Raw genomic sequence first — 24,532 nt, forward strand, 5'->3', positions numbered from 1 at the left:
GATCCCGCTGTCGCCTTGCCTGGTTGCGAACCGAAATCCACATATCCGACAGACGAGCGAAATCCAAAGCCAAAAACTCGAATCTGGCACTCTAGCAGGCCGGCTTGCAATGGTCAAGCGGTATACCCGAAGATCCCCCGGGCGCCCTCACGCTCAGACCGCGCGCAGGATTTCGAGGATTTCCTCGCCGTAGCGTTCGAGTTTCGACGCACCGATTCCGGGCACTTCCGCCAGCTCATCGAGCGACTCGGGTGCGCTGCGCGCCAGTTCCGCCAGCGTGGCGTCATGGAAGATCACATAGGCGGGCACGCCATGCTCGCGCGCCGTGGTGGTCCGCCAGCCGCGCAGCGCTTCCCAGTTGGCCAGCATGTCGGCATCCATCGTCGCCGTATGGTCGATCCGCGCCCCGCGCGCGCCACGGTCGCCGGACTTGCCCGGCTTGCTGACCTGGCGGCGCAGGGTGATCAATTCCTCACCCTTGAGCACGGCACGCGCCGAATCGCCTAGCAGCAACGCTCCGTGTCCACCGTGATCGATGACCAGAAGCCCGTGCGCGATCAACTGACGGAAGATCGCGTGCCATTCGGATACCGAGCGATCCTTGCCGATGCCGAACGTCGACACCTTGTCATGCCCCCATTGCCGGATCTTCTCGTTGGCATTGCCACGCAGCACGTCGATCAGATGTGTGGCGCCAAAATAGACGCGGCTCGCCTGCGCGATACGGTAGACACACGACAGCGCCATCTGGGCCTCGCGTGTCCCATCCCATGTGGAAGGTGGCTCCAGGCAGGTATCGCAATTTCCACAAGGCTCGGCCGTCTCGTCGAAATACGCCAGGATGCGCACACGCCGGCAGCCAGCGGTTTCACACAAACCCAGCAAGGCATCGAGCTTGGACGACGAGACGCGCTTGTGCGCCTCGTCCGCTTCCGACTCGTCGATCATGCGTTTCTGCTGCACCACGTCGCCCAGCCCGTATGCCATCCATGCATTGGCGGGCAGGCCGTCGCGTCCCGCGCGTCCGGTTTCCTGGTAGTACCCTTCCATGCTCTTGGGCAGGTCCAGGTGCGCCACAAAGCGTACGTCCGGCTTGTCGATACCCATGCCGAAAGCGATGGTGGCTACCATCACGATCCCTTCTTCCTCGCGGAATCGGGCCTGGTGCGTCTGGCGAATCTGGGAGTCCATGCCGGCGTGATAGCCCAGCGCGTTGATGCCGTGGCTGGACAGCCACGCTGCGGTATCCTCGACCTTCTTGCGCGACAGGCAGTAGACAATGCCGCTGTCGTGCCCGCCAGTCGCGTTCATGTGCTCTGCCTTGATGAACGCGAGCAACTGCTGCCGGGCGTTGTCCTTTTCGATGATCCGATAGCGGATATTGGGGCGGTCGAAGCTTGAGATGAAGACGCTCGCCTCGTCCAGCGCCAGACGCTCGACAATCTCCTGGCGCGTCAGTGCATCGGCCGTGGCCGTCAAGGCGATACGCGGAACACGCGGAAAGCGCTCGTGCAGGACCGACAGCTGGATGTACTCGGGCCGGAAGTCATGTCCCCATTGCGATACGCAATGCGCTTCGTCAATCGCAAAGAGACCCACGCGTGTCCGCTCGAGCAGATCGAGGAACCGCGGCGTCATCAGCCGCTCCGGCGCCACATAGAGGATATCCAGCCGCCCCGCCAGCAGGTCCCGCTCGACTGCCGATGCCTCGCTGCTGCTCAGCGTCGAGTTGAGCACCGCGGCGCGAACCCCCGCCTCCGTCAGTGCGGCGACCTGATCCTGCATCAGCGCGATCAGTGGCGATACGACGATACCCACGCCGTGGCCTGCCTGCTGCCGGAGCAGCGCGGGAATCTGGTAGCAGAGCGACTTGCCGCCACCGGTCGGCATCAGCACCAGGCAATCACCGCCTTCGGCCACGTGGTCGATGATCTCGCCCTGCCGGCCGCGGAATGCGTGGTAGCCGAAGACTTCTTTGAGGATCGCCAGGGCGCGCGACATGGGACAGCGGGATTCGGAAAGCCAGGAAAGGCGTAACCATACCACTAAGGCCCGGCTCACCTGTATGTGTCCGTGTCAATGTCGTGAAGACTTCAACGGCCGACAACCGCGTTGCCCCAATCCGACGCATCCCGGCTCACCTTGCCTCAGCACAACCATCGCACTGCCCGTCAGGCCTAGGATGATTCGAAGCCGCGCATTCTGTGACGCGAGCAACGGTTCAGCGAACCCCACGGAAGATGCAAACCCATTCCTTTGCCCTGCCGATCTCCATTACCCGGGACGGCACCGAGCCGTACAAGCGGCAGATCATGCGACAGATCGAATGGCTGATCGTCTCCGGGTGCCTGCAACCTGGAGATCGACTCCCTTCGATTACCGCTCTGATGGCGATGTTGCGCGTCTCGCGCAATACCGTGGTTGGCGCATATGAATGCCTGGCCGATACTGGCCTGCTGCGTGGAGAGCCGGGCCGGGGATTCTTCGTCGCGACCGATACACCGCGAATGTCTTCGCTGCCGTCACCCGGCGTGAAAACATCGGGGAATGCCACATCCGCGCACCAGTTCGCCGAATCCGGCGCGGACATCGCCACCCCCGGCGTTCACACCTCGCCGCCGCCGTCGCCAGTACGCTTCGACTTCAAGATCGGGCGCCCCGCGCCGGATGCCTTCCCGGCGCGTCGTTGGGCGAAACTGGCGAACCCGTTGCTGCGCCATATGGGGCATGCCATGACGGAGTACACGCCCGCTGAAGGCCTGTGGGGGCTGCGGGTGCAGATCGCGGATTACTTGGCCGCGACACGTGCGCTGGCCGTAGATCCAGGCCAGATCATCGTCGTCGCCGGCGTGCAGGAAGCACTCCACCTCCTTGCCACGCACTTCATCCGCCACGGCAGCCGCGTCGTGATGGAATCCCCGGGCTATGCGGGGTTCTGCAACCTTCCGCGACTGGGGAATGCCGTTCATGTCACCGTCCCCGTCGACGCGCAAGGGCTATGCACCCATGCCCTGCCGGAAGCACCGGTGCAACTGGCCTATACCACGCCATCGCACCAGTACCCGCTCGGCTACACAATGTCGCTCGACAGGCGGCGCGAGTTGCTGGCGTGGGCAGCACGCGTCGGTGCCTGCGTGATCGAGGATGACTATGACGGAGACTTCGCCTATGACAGCGCGCTGCTCCCGCCACTGGCCGCACTCGATCCCACACGCGTCGTTTATGTGAGTACCTTCTCGAAAGTGCTGGGTCCAGGGCTCCGTCTTGGTTTCATGGTCTGCCCCCCAAGACTCGCCGATGCAATGGCACGCCGAAAAGCACTGCTGAATCATGGGTGCCCATGGCTGGAGCAGGCAGTGCTTGCGCGTCTGTTTGAGTATGGGGACTACAGCCGCCATCTCTACAAACTGCGCCGGAGATATCGCGCCCAGCGCGACGCCTTGCTGGCCGGCCTGCGCAGTATCTGGGGTGACGATTGCCAGATCAGCGGGGCAAGTACCGGAATGCACCTGGCCTTGCACCTCCCGACCGACAGCCCACCCGCTGACGAGATCGTTCAGTGCGCACTGGCCAACGGCATCCGCCTTTACCCGCTGCCGGAAGCCGCCTGCGGGAATGCATCGGAGAAGACCGATCGGGTCGTGCTGTTTGGCTATGCCTCGTTGACGACCAAGCAAATCGGCGAAGCCATGAGCCTGCTCAAATCCGTGCTGACTGCCCGCTTCAGGCGTGCGGTGGCGGAGCCCGCCACCGCACGCTCCATCACTTCGGTGGCTTCACCTTGCTGAAGTAGCGCGACAATGCATCGATCGCAGCATCGTCCAGCGGTTCGGCCATTGGCCGCATCACAGGATCGTTGCGGCGCCCAGCCTTGAAATCGTGCAACTGCTTGGCCAGGTATTCCGGCTTCTGCCCCGATAGGTTCGGGTACAGCCCAACGCTGCTGATGCCATCGATGCCATGGCAAGAGGCACACAGCGGCAGGATTGCCTTCACCTTCTCGTCAAGCTTCGGTGTCTCGGCGTGCACTCCTACCGAGAACAGCACCAATGCAAGCGTGACGGCGCTACGGTTCAAACGAAAATCGGTCATCGCGTCACTCCTCCATCAGTTCTTGCGAGTGGGCGGCAGGCCCACGGTGATCCATTGCGTCCGGGCACGCGAGAAGATGCCTGCCGGGCTTTCCATCTTGTGTTCGGCGACCAACTCCAGTGTCTTGCTGTCGTAGATACGAATCCGGTCTCCGTAGTAGCCCGCGCTCACGTACAGATACTTGCCATCACGCGTGTACTCCGGGAAGAACGCATGGCCACCGGCTTCGAGCGTGCGCACGACTTCAAGCTTCTGCTTGTCAATAAGCTGGATCTGTGAGGCCCTCTTGTCCTTGCTGACGATATCGACCGCGACATACGGCGCATCAGGATGGGCTGCCGGCGATTCGGTCGGGCCGGCCACGCGGATGTTCTTCACAACCGAGAAATCCTTGGTGTCCCAGACTGTCACCACATCGCCCTTGTCGCACTTGCCGATGTTGGTACCAAAAGCCAGCATTCGGCCGCCGATCGGCGTCACCGCGCCAGATCCGACGTGCGGCTGGCAGCCCGCTGGAATATCGCGAACCACCTTGTCTTCCTTGAGATCGATGGCGACGATCTTGTTGTCGTCATACGAGGCCACCATCGAATATCGCCCATCTGGCGTCAGGAACGTATCGTGCAACTTGCGTCCGACCTTCTCGAGCTTGGTGACGGGCATCCCCTCTCGATCCGGGTCCACGATCCAGATCTGCCCCGCCTGGCGCAGAGTCAGCGCGAACTTGTTGTTAATCCGGCTGCCGATTACCGGCCCGCCTGCCGACTGAATGAACTTGCCGTCCGGGTCCGTGCCTTCCAGCCGAAGGTGCTTCACGGGTTCGAGCGTATCCGCCTTCAGGATCATGACGAGGTTTGGCACGAATGAACTGGCGGCAAGCCATTTGCCGTCGTTCGACACGGCGATGCCCGGCCCCGTCAAACCCGTCTTGATCTTGCGTACAACCTTGAGCGAGTAAAGGTCGATCTTGTAGACGTAGCCATCGTCGCTCTTGAGCCACGCCCATCGCTCATTGACCGGGCTGAAATCCATGATGTGCGGCGCAATCGGTGTGGCAATCTCGCCAACCACCTGATTGGTTTTGCCGTCGAGGAAGACCGTCTTGGCGTTATCGGAACCCATTCCCCGGCCATAGCGTCCACGGGCCATGACCACCATCAGGTCGTAGACCGAGTCGATCTTGTAAGTCGGCTTCGACGGGAGCGTCTTCTCGTCGATCAGCACTTCCAGGCTGTCCTGGGCCTGCTTCATCGACCATTCCGGCTTGCTGACCGGCTGCGAATGGATGTACTCCGCCAGCAAATGAATATCTGCATCGGGCAGGCGCGAGTGGAATGGTGGCATCAGCGTATCGGGGATACCGGTCATGATCGTGCCACGCAACGCAGCCTCGCTCTGCACAAGGCGGTCCTTGTGCAAGGCGGGCCCCACATACCCGCCCCGGCTTGCCGAGTGACACACTGCACAATTGGCCTGATAGAGCGCGTCGGCGCGCTTTATCTCCTCGGCGGTCATGGCCGAGATGGCCGACGACACACCGGTCAACGTGACAAACAACATCGTTCTTCCGAACATGGACCAGACTCCAAGTACCCCACGCAATCGCGCAGCAACAATTGAAGTCTGTTCCGTCGAGTGACGGCGCGCAGGGGATGGAAACTGAAAGGTGATGGGTACGGTTGGCAGGTTAGGGAACGACTGCCGTGGGTACGGCTGCAGTTAGCGTCTCCCCGGCAACGGTATGTCTTGCCGCCGGAATTCGTCCGGGTCAACCGGCGGAGTTAGCGGGGCCGGCGATGCACTCTGACGCAGCACATCCATCTGGCCTTGGCGCGCCTGATCCTCGAGCCGTTCGCACAGGCGTGCATTGCCGCGGCCCGAGAGGCAATCATAGTGTTCCTCGAACCGCTGACGGCGATGTTCCTCCACCGTGGCGCCCGGCTGGCTGGCCGACAGATCGAGCCATAAGGCCTCGTCGGCTGCCGCCCGCGTCGAAGCCAGCATCAAGCTCCCGGCAATTGCAAGTCCACGGACAATTCGATGGCTTGGCGAAATACGAGAAACGGGAAATGGAGGCTGCATGGGTTTTGGTTGACGTGCTGAGAATCGTTCCGGCCAACCATAGCGCCCATCGTCGATCGATTTCCTGACGTCACGCAAATTTCCGGCCCGCACGGAAACGCGGAAGCAAAAAAAACCCGGCTCGGATGAGCCGGGTTTTCTATACCGCTGTACTGCTTGGCGTGATGCCGATCAGACTGCGTCGCCCTCGCCTTCGGTCGCTTGCACCACCGGCGGCTCGATGAAGAGCGATTGCTCTTCGTCGCTGATCGCCTGGGCGCGTTCGCGCTCGGCAGCCTCGCGTGCCTTGCGGGCACGGTGGTAGGCCAGGCCGGTACCGGCCGGGATCAGACGACCCACGATCACGTTTTCCTTCAGACCACGCAGGTCGTCGGTCTTGCCCATGATCGCGGCCTCGGTCAGCACGCGCGTCGTTTCCTGGAACGATGCAGCCGAGATGAAGCTGTCGGTCGACAGCGACGCCTTCGTAATACCCAGCAGCAGGTTCTCGTGCGTAGCCGGACGCTTGCCGTCGGCGATCACACGATCGTTCTCGTCGAGCAGTTCCGAACGCTCCACCTGTTCACCCGGGATGAACTTGGTGTCGCCCACATCGGCGATCTGCACGCGGCGCAGCATCTGACGAACAATCACTTCGATGTGCTTGTCGTTGATCTTCACGCCCTGCAGACGGTACACGTCCTGCACTTCGTCCACGATGTAGTGCGCCAGCTCTTCGATGCCCTTCAGGCGCAGGATATCGTGCGGATCCGCCGGACCTTCCACGATCATCTCGCCCTTGTTCACCACCTGGCCGTCGTGCACCAGCACCTGCTTTTCCTTGGCGATCAGGAACTCGTGGGCGTTGCCGTCCAGGTCCGTAATCACCAGGCGCTGCTTGCCCTTGGTGTCTTTGCCGAACGACACGGTACCGGTGACTTCCGCCAGCACGGCGGCGTCCTTCGGCGAACGTGCTTCGAACAGCTCAGCCACTCGCGGCAGACCACCGGTAATGTCACGGGTCTTCTGCGACTCGGTCGGGATACGTGCGAGCACTTCACCCACGTGCACCTGCTGGCCGTCCTTCACGGTAATCAGTGCGCCCACCTGGAAGCCGATGGTCACGGAGTGGTCCGTGCCCGGGATCTTCACTTCCTGGTTGTTCGCGTCGAGCAGCTTCACCTGCGGGCGCAGACCCTTGGTGGCAGCCGTGCGGCGCTTGGCGTCGATCACCACGAGGGTCGACAGGCCGGTGACTTCGTCCATCTGCTTGGCGACAGTCACACCCTCTTCGACGTTCTCGAACTTGGTCGTGCCGGTGTACTCCGACACGATCGGGCGCGTCAGGGCGTCCCACGTGGCCAGCTGCGTACCAGCCTTGATGGCCTGGCCGTCTTGCACGAGCAGCGTAGCGCCGTAAGGGATCTTGTGGCGCTCGCGCTCGCGGCCGTGGTCGTCGGTGATCAGCGCTTCGCCCGAACGCGAAATGACGATCAGCTCGCCCTTCGTGTTGGTAACGTAACGCATGGTCGCCGTGAAACGCACGGTACCGGTTGCCTTCGCTTCCACGCTCGATGCCACTGCCGCACGCGATGCCGCACCACCGATGTGGAACGTACGCATGGTCAGCTGGGTACCCGGCTCACCGATCGACTGTGCAGCGATCACACCCACCGCTTCGCCGGAGTTCACCAGCACACCGCGGCCGAGGTCACGGCCATAGCACTTGCCGCACAGGCCGTAGCGCGTATCGCACGACAGCGGAGTACGCACCTTCACTTCGTCCACGCCGATGGCGTCGATCAGCTCGACCAGGTCTTCGTCCAGCAGCGTGCCGGTCTCGATCGCGGTTTCCTGGGTTTCAGGATTCACCACGTCAGCCACGGTCACACGGCCCAAAATACGGTCGCGCAGGGCTTCGATCACTTCACCGCCTTCGACCAGGGCCTTCATGGCCACGCCGTTGGAGGTACCGCAATCGTCTTCCACCACCACCAGATCCTGCGTCACGTCGACCAGACGACGGGTCAGGTAACCCGAGTTCGCGGTCTTCAGTGCCGTATCCGCCAGACCCTTACGTGCACCGTGGGTCGAGATGAAGTACTGCAGAACGTTCAGGCCTTCACGGAAGTTCGCCGTAATCGGCGTTTCAATGATCGAGCCGTCCGGCTTGGCCATCAGGCCACGCATACCGGCCAGCTGACGAATCTGGGCCGCGCTACCGCGAGCACCCGAGTCCGCCATCATGTAGATCGAGTTGAACGATTCCTGCTTGACCGTCGCGCCGGTGCGGTCGACCACGTCTTCGTGCTGGAGCTGCTCCATCATCGCCTTGCCCACCTGGTCACCAGCAGCACCCCAGATGTCCACGACGTTGTTGTAACGCTCCTGGTCCGTCACCAGACCCGACATGTACTGCTTGTCGTATTCCTTCACCTTGGCGGCTGCGTCGGAGATGATCTTCTCCTTCTGCGGCGGCACCAGCATGTCGTCGATCGCGATCGAGATACCGGCGCGCGTAGCCAGGCGGAAGCCCGACTGCAGCAGCTTGTCAGCGAAGATCACCGTTTCGCGCAGACCGCACTTACGGAACGCGGTGTTGATCAGGCGCGAGATTTCCTTCTTCTTCAGCGGCTTGTTCAGCACCGAGAACGGCAGGCCCTTCGGCAGGATCTCGGACAGGATCGAGCGGCCGACCGTGGTGGCCTGCAGCGTGATCTTGGGTGCGAAACGTGCGTCGCCGTCGGCGTCCTTGTTCACCACTTCGTACTCGGTGATACGGACGTTCACGCGCGATGCGAGCTCGACTTCCTTGTTCTCATAGGCGCGGATGACTTCGCTGATATCAGCGAAGGTCATGCCTTCACCCTTGCCGTTGATCTTGTCGCGGGTCGTGTAGTACAGACCCAGCACCACGTCTTGCGACGGCACGATCGACGGATCGCCGTTGGCCGGGAACAGCACGTTGTTCGACGCCAGCATCAGCGTGCGGGCTTCCATCTGGGCTTCCAGCGACAGCGGCACGTGAACGGCCATCTGGTCACCGTCGAAGTCGGCGTTGAACGCGGCGCAGACCAGCGGGTGGAGCTGGATTGCCTTGCCTTCGATCAGCACCGGCTCGAACGCCTGGATGCCCAGACGGTGCAGCGTCGGCGCGCGGTTCAGCATCACCGGATGCTCGCGGATCACCTCTTCCAGGATGTCCCACACCACCGGCGTCTGGCTTTCCACTTCCTTCTTGGCAGCCTTGATCGTCGTGGCGATGCCCATCGTTTCCAGCTTGTGGAAGATGAACGGCTTGAACAGCTCGAGCGCCATCAGCTTGGGCAGACCGCACTGATGCAGCTTCAGCGTCGGGCCCACCACGATGACCGAACGGCCCGAGTAGTCCACGCGCTTGCCCAGCAGGTTCTGACGGAAACGACCGCCCTTACCCTTGATCATTTCGGCCAGCGACTTCAGCGGACGCTTGTTGGCACCGGTCATCGCCTTACCGCGGCGGCCGTTGTCCAGCAGCGAGTCGACGGCTTCCTGCAGCATGCGCTTTTCGTTGCGCACGATGATTTCAGGAGCCTTCAGCTCCAGCAGGCGCTTCAGACGGTTGTTACGGTTGATGACGCGACGATACAGGTCGTTCAGGTCCGACGTGGCGAAACGGCCGCCATCGAGCGGAACCAGCGGACGCAGTTCGGGCGGCAGCACCGGCAGCACTTCCAGGATCATCCACTCGGGCTTGATGCCCGAGCGCTGGAACGCCTCGAGCACCTTCAGGCGCTTGGCGAACTTCTTGATCTTGGCTTCGGAACCGGTGGCCTGCAGCTCGGCGCGGATCTGTTCGATCTGCTTCTCGATGTCGATGCCGCGCAGCAGTTCACGGATGCCCTCGGCACCCATCATCGCCACGAATTCGCCTTCACCGTATTCATCGCACTTCGCGATGTAATCGTCTTCCGACATGATCTGGCTCTTCTTGAGCGGAGTCATGCCGGGTTCCAGCACCACGAACGCTTCGAAGTACAGCACGCGTTCGATGTCGCGCAGCGTCATGTCGAGCACCATGCCCAGACGCGACGGCAGCGACTTCAGGAACCAGATGTGAGCGGTCGGAGCAGCCAGTTCGATGTGGCCCATGCGCTCGCGGCGCACCTTGGCCAGCGTCACTTCCACGCCGCACTTCTCGCAGATCACGCCACGGTGCTTCAGGCGCTTGTACTTGCCGCACAGGCACTCGTAGTCCTTGATCGGGCCAAAGATCTTGGCGCAGAACAGGCCGTCGCGTTCCGGCTTGAACGTACGGTAGTTGATCGTCTCCGGCTTCTTCACTTCACCGTACGACCACGAACGGATCTTCTCGGGCGAGGCCAAGCCGATCTTGATCGCGTCGAACTGCTCTTCCTGCTGAACCTGCTTAAAGAGATCGAGCAATGCTTTCATTGCAACTCCTTGTTTCGCCGCCGGTCCGGAATTCGTCCGGAGCAGCAGCATTCAATTCTGTGGGAAACCACTCACTGGTGGGCACCGGCCTCGGCCGGCACCCTCGTCCTCCGGATCAGTAGCGATCCAGGTCGATGTCGATACCCAGCGAGCGGATTTCCTTCACCAGCACGTTGAACGATTCCGGCATGCCGGCGTCGATCGAGTGCTCGCCCTTGACGATGTTCTCGTACACCTTCGTACGGCCGTTCACGTCATCAGACTTAACCGTCAGCATTTCCTGCAGCACGTACGATGCGCCGTAGGCTTCCAGTGCCCACACTTCCATCTCACCGAAACGCTGGCCACCGAACTGGGCCTTACCGCCCAGCGGCTGCTGCGTCACCAGCGAGTACGGGCCGGTGGAACGGGCGTGCATCTTGTCGTCGACCAAGTGGTGCAGCTTCAGCATGTGCATCACACCCAGCGTGACCGGACGCTCGAACGCTTCGCCGGTACGGCCATCGTGCAGCGTGACCTGCTGCTTCGATGCCGTCAGGCCGCGTTCCTTCGCGATATCGTCCGGGTAGGCCAGGTCGAGCATCCGGCGGATTTCCGCTTCGTGCGCGCCATCGAACACCGGCGTGGCGAACGGAACACCCTTCTTCAGGTTGCCCGCCAGTTCCAGCACTTCAGCGTCGCTCAGGCTATCCAGGTCTTCGGCCTTGCCACTCTCGTTGTAGATCTGCGCGAGCAGCGGACGGAGTTCCTGCGCCTTGGCCGAAGCCTTGAGCATGTCGCCGATACGCTGGCCCAGACCGCGAGCGGCCCAGCCCAGGTGGGTTTCCAGAATCTGACCCACGTTCATCCGCGAAGGCACGCCCAGCGGGTTCAGCACGATGTCCGCCGGCGTACCGTCGGCCATGTACGGCATGTCTTCGATCGGAACGATCTTCGACACGACACCCTTGTTACCGTGACGGCCTGCCATCTTGTCGCCAGGCTGCAGGCGACGCTTGACGGCCAGGTACACCTTGACCATCTTGATCACGCCCGGCGGCAGTTCGTCGCCCTGCGTCAGCTTCTTGCGCTTCTCTTCGAAGGCCAGGTCGAACTCGTGACGCTTTTGCTCGATGGCTTCCTTCACCGCTTCGAGCTGGGCAGCCACTTCCTCGTCGGCCGGACGGATGTCGAACCAGTGGTACTTGTCCAGGTCGGCCAGGTACTCGCGGGTCAGCTTGGCACCCTTCGCCAGCTTCTTCGGACCGCCGTTGACGGTCTTGTCGAGCAGCATGCGCTCCAGACGCTGGAACGCGTCGCCTTCCACGATACGGAGCTGGTCGTTCAGGTCCAGACGGTAGCGCTTCAGTTCGTCGTCGATGATCGACTGGGCGCGCTTGTCGCGCGTCACGCCTTCACGCGTGAAGACCTGCACGTCGATCACGATACCGCTCATGCCCGACGGCACGCGCAGCGACGTGTCCTTCACGTCCGAAGCCTTCTCGCCGAAGATCGCGCGCAGCAGCTTCTCTTCCGGCGTGAGCTGGGTTTCGCCCTTCGGCGTGACCTTGCCCACCAGCACGTCGCCGGCTTCGACTTCCGCGCCGATGTACGTGATGCCAGACTCGTCCAGACGCGCCAGTTGCGCTTCGGCCAGGTTCGAGATGTCGCGCGTGATTTCTTCAGGTCCGAGCTTCGTGTCGCGGGCGACGACCGACAGTTCCTCGATGTGAATCGAGGTATAGCGGTCTTCGGCAACCACACGCTCCGAGATCAGGATCGAATCCTCGAAGTTGTAGCCGTTCCACGGCATGAACGCGACCAGCATGTTCTGGCCCAGCGCCAGTTCGCCCAGGTCGGTCGATGCGCCGTCGGCGATCACGTCGCCACGGGCAACGATATCGCCAACCTTCACCATCGGACGCTGGTTGATGTTGGTGTTCTGGTTCGAACGCGTGTACTTGATCAGGTTGTAGATGTCCACGCCGACTTCACCGGCTACGGCTTCGTCGTCGTTCACGCGGATCACCACACGCATTGCATCGACGTAATCCACCACGCCACCACGCGTTGCCTGAACGGCCGTGCCCGAGTCAACGGCCACGGTACGCTCGATGCCGGTACCAACCAGCGGCTTGTCCGGACGCAGGCAAGGCACGGCCTGACGCTGCATGTTCGCGCCCATCAGTGCACGGTTCGCGTCATCGTGTTCCAGGAACGGCACCAGCGATGCAGCGGCCGACACGATCTGCGACGGCGCCACGTCGATGTACTGGACGCGGTCCGGCGTGACCATACGCGTTTCACGTTCGGAACCTTCACGCGCCGACACCAGTTCGTCGATGAGGTTGCCTTCGGCGTCAACGGTCGCGTTGGCCTGCGCCACCACGTACTTGCCTTCCTCGATGGCCGACAGGTAATCCACCTGGTCGGTCAGCTTGCTGTTTTCCACCTTGCGGTACGGCGTTTCCAGGAAGCCGTACTCGTTCAGGCGGGCGTACAGTGCCAGCGAGTTGATCAGACCAATGTTCGGGCCTTCCGGCGTTTCGATCGGGCACACGCGACCATAGTGGGTCGGGTGCACGTCTCGGACTTCAAAGCCGGCGCGCTCGCGCGTCAGACCGCCCGGGCCAAGAGCCGAAACACGGCGCTTGTGGGTGATTTCCGACAGCGGGTTGGTCTGGTCCATGAACTGCGACAGCTGCGACGAACCGAAGAACTCGCGAATCGCCGACGAGATCGGCTTCGAGTTGATCAGGTCGTGCGGCATCAGGTTCTCGGTCTCGGCCTGGCCCAGACGCTCCTTGACGGCGCGCTCCACGCGCGACAGGCCGGCACGGAACTGGTTCTCTGCCAGTTCGCCGACGCAACGCACACGACGGTTGCCCAGGTGGTCGATATCATCGACTTCACCCTTGCCGTTACGCAGATTCACCAGGATCTTGATCGTCTCGAGGATGTCCTCGTCCTGCAGCACCATGCTGCCTTCGCCGCTCGGGCGCGACAGACGGCTGTTGACCTTCATGCGGCCAACGCGCGACAGATCGTACGATTCCTCGCTGTAGAACAGGCGCTGGAACAGCGCTTCCACGGCGTCTTCGGTGGGCGGCTCGCCCGGGCGCATCATGCGGTAGATGGCGATACGCGCGGCCGTCTGGTCCGCGGTGTCGTCCGCACGCAGCGTTTGCGAGATGTACGGACCCTGGTCCAGGTCGTTCGTGTACAGCGTCTGGATGTCCTTGACGCCGGCTTCTCGCAGGTTTTCCAGCAGCGTCTCAGTCAGTTCGTCGTTGGCGTTGGCGATCACTTCACCGGTGTCCGGATCAATGATGTTCTTGGCCAGGACGCGACCCAGCAGGTAGTCTTCCGGCACGCTGATCAGCTTGGTGCCGGCGGAGTCCAGATCACGGATGTGCTTGGCGTTGATCCGCTTGTCCTTCTCGACGACCACGCGACCGTTCTTGTCTACGATGTCGAAGCGCGCGACTTCGCCGCGCAGACGCTCGGGCACGAACTCGAGTTGCGCGCCTTCGCTCTGCAGCGTGAAATTGTCGAACACGAAGAAGTGCGCCAGGATCTGTTCCGGCGTCAGGCCGATCGACTTCAGCAGGATCGTCACCGGCATCTTGCGGCGGCGGTCGACGCGGAAGTACAGGATGTCCTTCGGATCGAATTCAAAGTCGAGCCACGAGCCACGGTACGGAATAATCCGTGCCGAGAACAACAGCTTGCCCGAGCTGTGCGTCTTGCCCTTGTCGTGCTCGAAGAACACGCCCGGCGAGCGGTGCAGCTGGCTGACGATGACACGCTCGGTGCCGTTGATGACGAAGGAGCCCGTCGAAGTCATGAGCGGAATTTCGCCCATGTAGACTTCCTGTTCCTTCACTTCCTTCACCTTGCCCGGGTTCTCGCGATCATTGATGATCAGGCGAACCTTTGCGCGCAGCGCCGAGTGGAACGTCAGGCCACGCTGCTGGCATTCCTTGACGTCGAACGGCGGGTTGGACAGGTGATACGAGACAAACTCCATACGGGCAAGCCCGTTATGGGAGGAGATGGGGAAAATCGCGTTGAAAGCGGCCTGCAGACCCTCGCTCTTGCGACGCGCGGGCGGCGTTTCCGCTTGCAAAAACTGGGTGTAGGATTCAATCTGTGTGGCAAGCAGGAATGGAACCTGATGAACCGTCGCACGCTTCGCAAAGGATTTGCGAATGCGCTTCTTTTCGGTGAAGCTGTACGCCATGGGATCTCCGAATCATCGCAGGGCTGGCTGGACCTGGCCAACACCTGAGGTGTTCAGCGACTGGGAGGGGATTTGGCGGTTGGCCGCTACCAACCTCTGGCTGACGGTGCCCGCACGCTGCGGGCGGTGTGGTCATTGCACGGCGCAATGCCTGTACTCGCCCGGGGGACACCCGACCAAACTTGTCTTCTGCAGTCGGTTCAGAAGACAAACATCAGCAACCACCTAGTGTGCCACTGATGTTTGGCTTCTGCTGAGGCAGCGAACGATTGTCGCGTGCCAAGCATATCTTGCCGCACATTTCCGCGTATTTCGCGCGTCTTTGCGCCGCCCGGGTGAATCATCCAACACACCCCACAGAAGCGCAAAAAGGCTGGCGCCGGGAATTTCCCTTTGCCAGCCCCATCCGCGTGCCCGGGGGCACGCGTGGTACCACTTACTTGACGTCGACCTTGGCGCCAGCGTCTTCCAGCTTTTTCTTCGCGTCGTCGGCGGTAGCCTTGTCCACGCCTTCCTTGACGGGCTTCGGTGCGCCATCGACCAGGTCCTTGGCTTCCTTCAGACCCAGACCGGTGATTTCGCGCACGGCCTTGATCACGCCAACCTTGTTCGAGCCGACTTCGGCCAGAATCACGTTGAACTCGGTCTTTTCTTCAGCAGCGGCAGCACCGCCAGCGCCCGGGGCAGCAGCCACAGCCATGGCAGCAGCCGACACGCCAAACTTCTCTTCGAACGCCTTGACCAGGTCGTTCAGTTCCATCACGGACATCGCGCCAACGGCTTCCAGGATGTCGTCTTTAGTGATTGCCATTTGGATTACTCCTACTAGATTTGATTCGGGATCGGTAATGCGATCTGTCTATGCGACGGCTCAGGCGGCCGGGGCTTCCGCTTCCGCGGGAGCGCCTTCTGCCTTCTTGGCGGCAACTGCAGCCAGCAGGCGGGCAAAGCCCGACACCGGCGCTTGCATCACGCCAAGCAGCTGAGCGATCAGTTCGTCACGGCTCGGGATCGAAGCCAGGGCCTTGACGGCGCCAGCATCGAGAACGTTACCGTTGTACGACCCTGCGCGCAGGACCAGCTTGTCGTTGGTCTTGGCAAAGTCGTTCAGAACCTTGGCCGACGACACTGCATCTTCGGAAATACCGTAGATCAGCGGACCGGTCATTTGCTCTGCGAGGCCTGCAAACGGCGTACCTTCGACAGCACGGCGGGCCAGCGTGTTCTTCAGAACACGCAGGTACACGCCTTGCGTACGAGCGGTAGCACGCAGCTTGGTCAGATCGCCAACCGTGATGCCGCGATATTCGGCCACGACGATGGTCTGAGCCTTGGCGACTTGCGCCGAAACCTCAGCTACGACGGCCTTCTTATCTTCAATATTGAGTGGCACGGTTAAGCTCCAAAACGATGCGAATACACCAGGTGAACCTGATACAGACACATCAGTCCAAACGAACGGCGTCCGATTGGCCCGAATCGGCCGGGTCATGCCCAGCTTCATCAATCCCTTCGGGTGCGCCATCTGCGCTGGCGGGCCGGCTCACATCGGGGCGTGCCCCGCAAGTGCCGACCGATTAAGTCCACGCTGCCGAAATGCTGCAGTGTGAACACCAGCGGTCTTTGATAACCAGCAGCACCTGCCGCGCATTCCGCGCAACGGGCGCCACTGCCCAAAGCCATGCTCCTTTGCCCCTCGGCTCGGGAGACGATCCCGGCGATGCCGAGATCTTCAATTCCTGCCCTGACCGGTGTTATCGGGTTCCGGTCAAGTGATTGCCGTCAGCTCAGGCCGACAGCGAAGTCTGTTCGACGCGAACGCCAACGCCCATCGTGGACGACACAGCGATCTTGCGCAGGTAGACACCCTTGCTCGTAGCCGGCTTAGCCTTGACCAGTGCGTCCAGCAGGGCGCTCAGGTTGCTCTTCAGCGCGGTGTCTTCGAACGAGCGACGACCGATGGTGGCGTGGATGATACCGGCCTTATCGACACGGAACTGAACCTGACCAGCCTTGGCGTTCTTCACAGCCTGGGCTACGTCCGGCGTCACGGTGCCAACCTTCGGGTTCGGCATCAGGCCACGCGGGCCGAGGATCTGACCCAGCGTACCAACGATACGCATCGTGTCCGGCGAAGCGATCACGATGTCGAAGTCCAGGTTACCGGCCTTGACTTGCTCGGCCAGGTCTTCCATGCCGACCACGTCAGCACCGGCGGCCTTGGCGGCTTCAGCCTTTTCACCCTGGGCGAACACGGCAACGCGAACCGACTTACCGGTACCAGCCGGCAGCACCACGGAACCACGCACGACCTGGTCCGACTTCTTGGCGTCGATGCCCAGTTGCACGGCCACGTCGATCGACTCGTCGAACTTTGCCGAAGCGCAGCTCTTGACCAGGCTCAGGGCCTCGTCGATCGGGTAGAACTTGGTACGCTCGATCTTCGCCTTGTTGGCGGCGACGCGCTTGGAAACCTTAGCCATTTACAGACCCTCCACGGTGATGCCCATCGAACGGGCCGAACCAGCGATCGTACGCACGGCGGCGTCGAGGTCAGCAGCGGTGAGGTCAGCGTTCTTGGCCTTGGCGATTTCTTCAGCCTGGGCGCGGGTGATCTTGCCAACCTTGTCGGTATGGGGCTTCGGCGAACCCTTGGTGATGCCTGCTGCCTTCTTGATCAGCACGGTCGCCGGCGGCGACTTCATCACGAAGGTGAAGCTCTTGTCAGCGAAGGCGGTAATCACCACCGGCACCGGCAGACCAGGCTCCATGCCCTGAGTCTGCGCGTTGAACGCCTTGCAGAACTCCATGATGTTCAGACCACGCTGACCCAGTGCGGGACCAACGGGCGGGGAGGGATTTGCCTTACCAGCCGGGATTTGCAGCTTGATAAAGCCAATAATCTTCTTGGCCATCTTTACTCCAATCCGGATCCGTTCCTTTGGAATCAGATCCTGTTGAGTCGTAACGCGCTATCGCCATGCCAATCGGCACAACCTCACGCTCCTCTTGGGCACACCTTGCGGGCACCCTATCCTGGCTGCTGCCTGTCTTACGACGCCAGCAGCCAAAAATGCTTAAACCTTCTCGACCTGACCGAACTCGAGTTCGACCGGCGTTGCGCGTCCGAAGATCGTGACCGTCACGCGCAGGCGCGACTTTTCGTAGTTCACTTCCTCGACGTTGCCGTTGAAGTCGGTGAACGGGCCGTCCTTGACTCGCACCATTTCGCCCACTTCAAACAGCGTCTTGGGACGCGGCTTCTCGACCCCTTCCTGCATCTGGGTCATGATCTTGTCGACTTCCCGCTGGGAAATCGGGCTCGGGCGATTACGCGCACCGCCCACGAAGCCAGTCACCTTGCTGGTGTTCTTCACCAGGTGCCAGGTCTCGTCGGTCATTTCCATTTCCACCAGCACATAGCCAGGGAAGAAACGACGCTCGGTCACAGATTTGTGGCCGCCCTTGATCTCGACGACTTCTTCCGAAGGCACCAGGATGCGGCCAAACTTGTCCTGCATCTCGGCGCGCTCGATGCGCTCCTGCAGCGCGCGCTGCACACTCTTCTCCATACCGGAGTAGGCATGCACCACATACCAGCGCTTCTTCGACGAAGGCGATTCCGCGGCCGTGGTTTCCTGCTGAGCGTTATCCGTCATGTGCTACCTCTTATTTCCAGCCCAGCACGAGGGAGAAAATCACCCACTCGATGAGCTTGTCAGCCGACCACAGGAACAGCGCCATGATGACGACGAAGACGAACACAAGGCCGGTCATCTGACCGGCTTCCTTGCGCGTCGGCCAGACGACCTTGCGAACTTCCCGATACGATTCACGAGCGAATCCCACGAAGTCCTTGCCCGGCGCCGACAGCAGCGCGACAACCACGCCAGCTGCGATACCGGCGAAGAGCGCGGCACCTCGTACATACGAGGGCTGCTGCGCGAGCGCGTAGAAGCCGATGACCCCGGCAACCACCAGGAGCACCGCCACGCCGAGCAGCCACTTGCCGCTCGAGGCGCCTACGGTTTCGACATTGGGATTGGCCATGTTTCGCAAACGAGACTAAGCCGCGTCACGATTACCCCTCGCGACGCGGCTGATTGATTTGGCAGGGGCAGAGGGAATCGAACCCCCAACCTTCGGTTTTGGAGACCGACGCTCTGCCAGTTGAGCTATACCCCTAGAACAACTTTGGGTCGGCATTGCCAACCCCTCTGGCAAACGAACGCGGCCGGTTGATGCCGCGTTCGCCAGTTCGACTAATACTTAGTCGAGGATCTTTGCCACAACGCCGGCGCCGACGGTACGGCCACCTTCGCGGATAGCGAAGCGCAGACCTTCTTCCATGGCGATCGGGGCGATCAGCTTGACAGTGATCGACACGTTGTCACCCGGCATCACCATTTCCTTGTCCTGCGGCAGCTCGATCGAGCCGGTCACGTCGGTCGTACGGAAATAGAACTGCGGGCGGTAGTTGTTGAAGAACGGCGTGTGACGACCACCTTCGTCCTTCGACAGAATGTACACCTCACCCGTGAAGTGCGTGTGCGGCTTGATCGAGCCCGGCTTGCACAGAACTTGACCACGCTCCACGTCTTCGCGCTTCGTGCCGCGCAGCAGCAGACCAACGTTGTCACCAGCCTGGCCTTGATCCAGCAGCTTGCGGAACATTTCCACGCCCGTGCAAGTCGTCTTCACCGTCGGGCGGATACCCACGATTTCGATTTCTTCACCGACCTTGATCACGCCACGCTCGATACGACCGGTCACCACGGTACCGCGGCCCGAGATCGAGAACACGTCTTCCACCGGCATCAGGAACGTACCGTCCACAGCGCGCTCCGGCGTCGGGATGTACGTGTCCAGCGCGTCGGCCAGGTTCATGATCGCCACTTCACCCAGTTCGCCCTTGTCGCCTTCCAGCGCCAGCTTGGCCGAACCCTTGATGATCGGCGTGTCGTCGCCCGGGAATTCGTACTTCGACAGCAGCTCGCGCACTTCCATTTCCACCAGCTCGAGCAGCTCGGCGTCGTCCACCATGTCGCACTTGTTCAGGAACACGATGATGTACGGCACGCCAACCTGACGGGCCAGCAGGATGTGCTCACGCGTCTGCGGCATCGGGCCGTCAGCGGCCGAGCACACCAGAATCGCGCCGTCCATCTGCGCAGCGCCCGTGATCATGTTCTTCACATAGTCAGCGTGGCCCGGGCAGTCAACGTGGGCGTAGTGACGGTTGGCCGTCTCGTATTCCACGTGCGCGGTGTTGATCGTGATGCCGCGTGCCTTCTCTTCCGGCGCTGCGTCGATTTCGTCGTACTTCTTGGCTGCGCCACCGAACTTGGCTGCCAGCACCGTGGCAATCGCTGCCGTCAGCGTCGTCTTGCCGTGGTCAACGTGACCAATCGTACCTACGTTCACGTGCGGCTTGGTCCGCTCGAACTTTTCCTTTGCCATTTCGCGACTCCTGTCTCGGTAGCAATTGCCAGTGCGGGATTGATGGTGCCCATGGGCAGGATCGAACTGCCGACCTCTCCCTTACCAAGGGAGTGCTCTACCACTGAGCCACATGGGCGAAACTTGACTTACTTCTCTGGCGGCAACCGGTAGGCTGGAGCGGGTGAAGGGAATCGAACCCTCGTCGTAAGCTTGGAAGGCTTCTGCTCTACCATTGAGCTACACCCGCCCGGTTACTTCCTGCTTCACCGGCTTTCGCCTGGTTGCTGCCTTGCATTCTGGTGGAGAGGGCTGGATTCGAACCAGCGTAGGCGTAAGCCAACAGATTTACAGTCTGCCCCCTTTAGCCACTCGGGCACCTCTCCGCAGAGAACTTGTGATTATGGTGCAACCTACCTTGGCTGTCAAGCACTTTCCATTGCGGTCAGCGACTTTGCGGATTGCCAGGAGGCCCACTGAATATCCGCTCGAGGCGGCTCCAGAGGAACCAGAATCATCGATCTGAAATCGACGCTCTCACCCTATAGGGGTCTCCGAGAGCCGCTTCAGCAGCCGGATTTGGGTTGCTAAAGCCTGATTTCAGAGTTTGAACACCGCGCAAACAAACCGCGCCGGCCAAAGCAAAACCCCCAGCTTATGGGGCTGGGGGTTTTGGGTATAAGAGCCTGGCGATGACCTACTTTCACACGGGTAGTCCGCACTATCATCGGCGCGAAGTCGTTTCACGGTCCTGTTCGGGATGGGAAGGAGTGGTTCCAACTTGCTATGGTCACCAGGCATGAGGGGTTGCCGGGCTGACCCAAGGTCAGCGCGGCGAATCTGGGTGTAGTAAAGATTGGGTTGTGTTGCACACCTGGGCACAAGGCGCACTCACCAGGTAAAACACACTGGTTATAGGATCAAGCCTTACGGGCAATTAGTACTGGTTAGCTTAACGCATTACTGCGCTTCCACACCCAGCCTATCAACGTCCTGGTCTCGAACGACCCTTCAAGGAGGTCAAGCCTCCAGGGAATCCTCATCTTCAGGCGAGTTTCCCGCTTAGATGCTTTCAGCGGTTATCTCTTCCGTACATAGCTACCCTGCGATGCCTCTGGCGAGACAACAGGTACACCAGCGGTACGTCCACTCCGGTCCTCTCGTACTAGGAGCAGCCCCCGTCAAGATTCCAACGCCCACGGCAGATAGGGACCAAACTGTCTCACGACGTTTTAAACCCAGCTCACGTACCTCTTTAAATGGCGAACAGCCATACCCTTGGGACCGGCTACAGCCCCAGGATGAGATGAGCCGACATCGAGGTGCCAAACACCGCCGTCGATATGAACTCTTGGGCGGTATCAGCCTGTTATCCCCAGAGTACCTTTTATCCGTTGAGCGATGGCCCTTCCATTCAGAACCACCGGATCACTATGTCCTGCTTTCGCACCTGCTCGACTTGTCGGTCTCGCAGTTAAGCACGCTTTTGCCATTGCACTTTAGGTACGATGTCCGACCGTACCAAGCGTACCTTCGAACTCCTCCGTTACACTTTGGGAGGAGACCGCCCCAGTCAAACTGCCTACCATGCACTGTCCCCGACCCGGATTCACGGGCCAAGGTTAGAACCTCAAACAAACCAGGGTGGTATTTCAAGGACGGCTCCACGTGAACTAGCGTCCACGCTTCAAAGCCTCCCACCTATCCTACACAGATCGGTTCAAAGTCCAATGCAAAGCTACAGTAAAGGTTCATGGGGTCTTTCCGTCTAGCCGCGGGGAGATTGCATCATCACAAACACTTCAACTTCGCTGAGTCTCGGGAGGAGACAGTGTGGCCATCGTTACGCCATTCGTGCAGGTCGGAACTTACCCGACAAGGAATTTCGCTACCTTAGGACCGTTATAGTTACGGCCGCCGTTTACCGGGACTTCAATCAAGAGCTTGCACCCCATCATTTAATCTTCCGGCACCGGGCAGGCGTCACACCCTATACGTCCACTTTCGTGTTTGCAGAGTGCTGTGTTTTTATTAAACAGTCGCAGCCACCATTTTATTGCAACCCCTTCACCCTCCTGGCGCAGGCCAGTCAAGCTACAAGGGCGTACCTTATCCCGAAGTTACGGTACCAATTTGCCGAGTTCCTTCTCCCGAGTTCTCTCAAGCGCCTTAGAATACTCATCTCGCCCACCTGTGTCGGTTTGCGGTACGGTCTCGTATGACTGAAGCTTAGAGGCTTTTCTTGGAACCACTTCCAATTGCTTCGCAGCACTAGGCCGCTCGCCCCACATCCTTGAATTCCGCGCCCGGATTTGCCTAAGCGCCTTCTCCAATGCAGGGACCGGGACTTCCAACACCCGGACAACCTTCCGCGATCCGTCCCCCCATCGCATCATACGACGGTGCAGGAATATTAACCTGCTTCCCATCAGCTACGCATCTCTGCCTCGCCTTAGGGGCCGACTCACCCTACGCCGATGAACGTTGCGTAGGAAACCTTGGGCTTACGGCGAGGGGGCCTTTCACCCCCTTTATCGCTACTCATGTCAGCATTCGCACTTCTGATACCTCCAGCATCCTTTACAAGACACCTTCACAGGCTTACAGAACGCTCTCCTACCACGCACTTGCGTGCGTCCGCAGCTTCGGTGACTGGCTTAGCCCCGTTACATCTTCCGCGCAGGACGACTCGATCAGTGAGCTATTACGCTTTCTTTAAAGGGTGGCTGCTTCTAAGCCAACCTCCTGACTGTTTTAGCCTTCCCACTTCGTTTCCCACTTAGCCAATCTTTGGGACCTTAGCTGGCGGTCTGGGTTGTTTCCCTCTTGACACCGGACGTTAGCACCCGATGTCTGTCTCCCGTGATTGCACTCTTCGGTATTCGGAGTTTGCTATGGCGGGGTAATCAGCAATAGACCCCCCAACCATGACAGTGCTCTACCCCCGAAGGTGAGACACGAGGCACTACCTAAATAGTTTTCGGAGAGAACCAGCTATTTCCAGATTTGTTTAGCCTTTCACCCCTATCCACAGCTCATCCCCTAACTTTTCAACGTTAGTGGGTTCGGTCCTCCAGTACGTGTTACCGCACCTTCAACCTGGCCATGGATAGATCATCTGGTTTCGGGTCTACACCCAGCGACTCAACGCCCTATTCGGACTCGCTTTCGCTACGCCTTCCCTAATCGGTTAAGCTTGCCACTGAATGTAAGTCGCTGACCCATTATACAAAAGGTACGCCGTCACCCGTTTCCAGGCTCCGACTGTTTGTATGCATGCGGTTTCAGGATCTATTTCACTCCCCTCCCGGGGTTCTTTTCGCCTTTCCCTCACGGTACTGGTTCACTATCGGTCGATTACGAGTATTTAGCCTTGGAGGATGGTCCCCCCATCTTCAGACAGGATTTCACGTGTCCCGCCCTACTTGTCGTACACCTAGTTCCACAACGCTGTTTTCGCATACAGGGCTATCACCTGCTATGGCCGGGCTTTCCATCCCGTTCTGCTAACAATGCTGCTAAAGAGTACAAGGCTCTTCCCATTTCGTTCGCCACTACTTTGGGAATCTCGGTTGATTTCTGTTCCTGCAGCTACTTAGATGTTTCAGTTCGCCGCGTTCGCTTCCCTGACCTATGTATTCAGTCAGGGATGACCCATTCGGGCCGGGTTTCCCCATTCGGACATCTCCGGATCAAAGCTCGTTTGCCAGCTCCCCGAAGCTTTTCGCAGGCTACCGCGTCCTTCATCGCCTGTAATCGCCAAGGCATCCACCACATGCACTTGTTCGCTTGACCCTATAACGAGTGTGTCTCTCGGACACGACCGTCATAGGTCTGAGTTCTCGCGTTTGTGCCGTATTCCAAGTCATCTTTCGATCACTTTAAATACTTTTTGGTTGATACAATCACAACCCGGTATCGCGTTTGTACTACAGCGTCTCATCAACGCTCGCGACACCTTTACTACATCCCATATTGTTAAAGAACAGCCAGGCTTAACGCCTGTTGGCAACAGCCAAAGACAAACACTCAGGCGCCTCGCCTGAATTCTTGTCTTTGACTACAACCCCAAGGTACTGGTGGAGGATGACGGGATCGAACCGACGACCCCCTGCTTGCAAAGCAGGTGCTCTCCCAGCTGAGCTAATCCCCCGCGCGATAACTTGGTGGGTCTGGTAGGACTTGAACCTACGACCCCCGCCTTATCAAGACGGTGCTCTAACCACCTGAGCTACAGACCCTTGGCTGTAACAGCAAACAAACCGATAAGTGTGAACGCTTGAC

14 protein-coding genes, 6 tRNA genes and 2 rRNA genes are annotated in these 24,532 nt (G+C 60.3%); 1 reads left to right on the top strand and 21 read right to left on the bottom strand.

Annotated elements, in window-relative coordinates; all coding sequences use genetic code 11:
• Positions 1-153 precede the first annotated feature (153 nt).
• Entirely contained in the window at positions 154-2,001 is a 1,848-nt protein-coding gene (gene recQ, locus RMET_RS16690) for a DNA helicase RecQ (RefSeq protein WP_029308637.1), read from the bottom strand.
• Between the two features lie 239 nt (positions 2,002-2,240).
• Between recQ and pdxR the strand changes: the two genes are divergently transcribed.
• Positions 2,241-3,788: a MocR-like pyridoxine biosynthesis transcription factor PdxR gene (pdxR, locus tag RMET_RS16695; protein WP_011517778.1), complete on the top strand. Its 1,548-nt coding sequence runs from the start codon at positions 2,241-2,243 to the stop codon at positions 3,786-3,788.
• Here the strand turns inward: pdxR and RMET_RS16700 are convergent.
• The 20 genes from RMET_RS16700 to RMET_RS16795 all read right to left on the bottom strand — a co-directional run bounded on the left by RMET_RS16700 (position 3,763) and on the right by RMET_RS16795 (position 24,489).
• Positions 3,763-4,092, bottom strand: coding sequence for a c-type cytochrome (locus RMET_RS16700; RefSeq protein ID WP_008649187.1), 330 nt, complete (start codon positions 4,090-4,092; stop codon positions 3,763-3,765). The two genes, pdxR and RMET_RS16700, sit on opposite strands and share 26 nt — an antisense overlap.
• A 15-nt stretch (positions 4,093-4,107) precedes the next feature.
• Positions 4,108-5,667, bottom strand: a complete 1,560-nt coding sequence (locus tag RMET_RS16705; RefSeq protein WP_011517779.1) for a nitrite reductase — start codon at positions 5,665-5,667, stop codon at positions 4,108-4,110.
• Positions 5,668-5,811: 144 nt separating this feature from the next.
• Positions 5,812-6,096, bottom strand: coding sequence for a hypothetical protein (locus tag RMET_RS16710; RefSeq protein ID WP_029308638.1), 285 nt, complete (start codon positions 6,094-6,096; stop codon positions 5,812-5,814).
• Positions 6,097-6,345: 249 nt separating this feature from the next.
• On the bottom strand, positions 6,346-10,587 hold the full coding sequence (rpoC, locus tag RMET_RS16715; protein WP_011517781.1) for a DNA-directed RNA polymerase subunit beta': 4,242 nt from the start codon (positions 10,585-10,587) through the stop codon (positions 6,346-6,348).
• Positions 10,588-10,702: 115 nt separating this feature from the next.
• The gene (gene rpoB / locus RMET_RS16720) at positions 10,703-14,809 is read right to left on the bottom strand and encodes a DNA-directed RNA polymerase subunit beta (protein ID WP_008649192.1); all 4,107 of its coding nucleotides are present in this window, start codon (positions 14,807-14,809) and stop codon (positions 10,703-10,705) included.
• A 436-nt stretch (positions 14,810-15,245) separates the two neighbouring features.
• Positions 15,246-15,620, bottom strand: a complete 375-nt coding sequence (gene rplL / locus RMET_RS16725) for a 50S ribosomal protein L7/L12 (RefSeq protein ID WP_008649193.1) — start codon at positions 15,618-15,620, stop codon at positions 15,246-15,248.
• 60 nt (positions 15,621-15,680) lie between these two features.
• On the bottom strand, positions 15,681-16,202 hold the full coding sequence (gene rplJ, locus RMET_RS16730; protein WP_008649194.1) for a 50S ribosomal protein L10: 522 nt from the start codon (positions 16,200-16,202) through the stop codon (positions 15,681-15,683).
• Between the two features lie 394 nt (positions 16,203-16,596).
• Positions 16,597-17,292, bottom strand: coding sequence for a 50S ribosomal protein L1 (rplA, locus tag RMET_RS16735; RefSeq protein WP_011517782.1), 696 nt, complete (start codon positions 17,290-17,292; stop codon positions 16,597-16,599).
• The gene (rplK, locus tag RMET_RS16740; RefSeq protein ID WP_010810467.1) at positions 17,293-17,724 is read right to left on the bottom strand and encodes a 50S ribosomal protein L11; all 432 of its coding nucleotides are present in this window, start codon (positions 17,722-17,724) and stop codon (positions 17,293-17,295) included.
• 162 nt (positions 17,725-17,886) lie between these two features.
• Complete coding sequence (gene nusG, locus RMET_RS16745; RefSeq protein WP_008649197.1) at positions 17,887-18,468, bottom strand: transcription termination/antitermination protein NusG; 582 nt, start codon at positions 18,466-18,468, stop codon at positions 17,887-17,889.
• Positions 18,469-18,478: 10 nt separating this feature from the next.
• On the bottom strand, positions 18,479-18,859 hold the full coding sequence (gene secE / locus RMET_RS16750) for a preprotein translocase subunit SecE (protein WP_008649200.1): 381 nt from the start codon (positions 18,857-18,859) through the stop codon (positions 18,479-18,481).
• 59 nt (positions 18,860-18,918) lie between these two features.
• A tRNA-Trp gene (locus tag RMET_RS16755) sits at positions 18,919-18,994 on the bottom strand.
• An 84-nt stretch (positions 18,995-19,078) separates the two neighbouring features.
• A complete protein-coding gene (gene tuf / locus RMET_RS16760) occupies positions 19,079-20,269 on the bottom strand; it encodes an elongation factor Tu (protein WP_011517774.1) in 1,191 nt (396 codons plus the stop codon).
• A gap of 43 nt (positions 20,270-20,312) precedes the next feature.
• Positions 20,313-20,387, bottom strand: a tRNA-Thr gene (locus RMET_RS16765).
• Between the two features lie 37 nt (positions 20,388-20,424).
• Positions 20,425-20,498 (bottom strand) — tRNA-Gly (locus RMET_RS16770).
• 50 nt (positions 20,499-20,548) lie between these two features.
• Positions 20,549-20,634: transfer RNA gene (locus RMET_RS16775), tRNA-Tyr, on the bottom strand.
• A 298-nt stretch (positions 20,635-20,932) separates the two neighbouring features.
• Positions 20,933-21,046: ribosomal RNA gene (gene rrf / locus RMET_RS16780) — 5S ribosomal RNA — on the bottom strand.
• Between the two features lie 118 nt (positions 21,047-21,164).
• A 23S ribosomal RNA gene (locus RMET_RS16785) occupies positions 21,165-24,043 on the bottom strand.
• A gap of 282 nt (positions 24,044-24,325) precedes the next feature.
• A tRNA-Ala gene (locus tag RMET_RS16790) sits at positions 24,326-24,401 on the bottom strand.
• Positions 24,402-24,412: 11 nt separating this feature from the next.
• Positions 24,413-24,489: transfer RNA gene (locus RMET_RS16795), tRNA-Ile, on the bottom strand.
• Positions 24,490-24,532: the final 43 nt, after the last annotated feature.

The organism is Cupriavidus metallidurans CH34, from assembly GCF_000196015.1.
GTDB classification, from domain to species: domain Bacteria; phylum Pseudomonadota; class Gammaproteobacteria; order Burkholderiales; family Burkholderiaceae; genus Cupriavidus; species Cupriavidus metallidurans.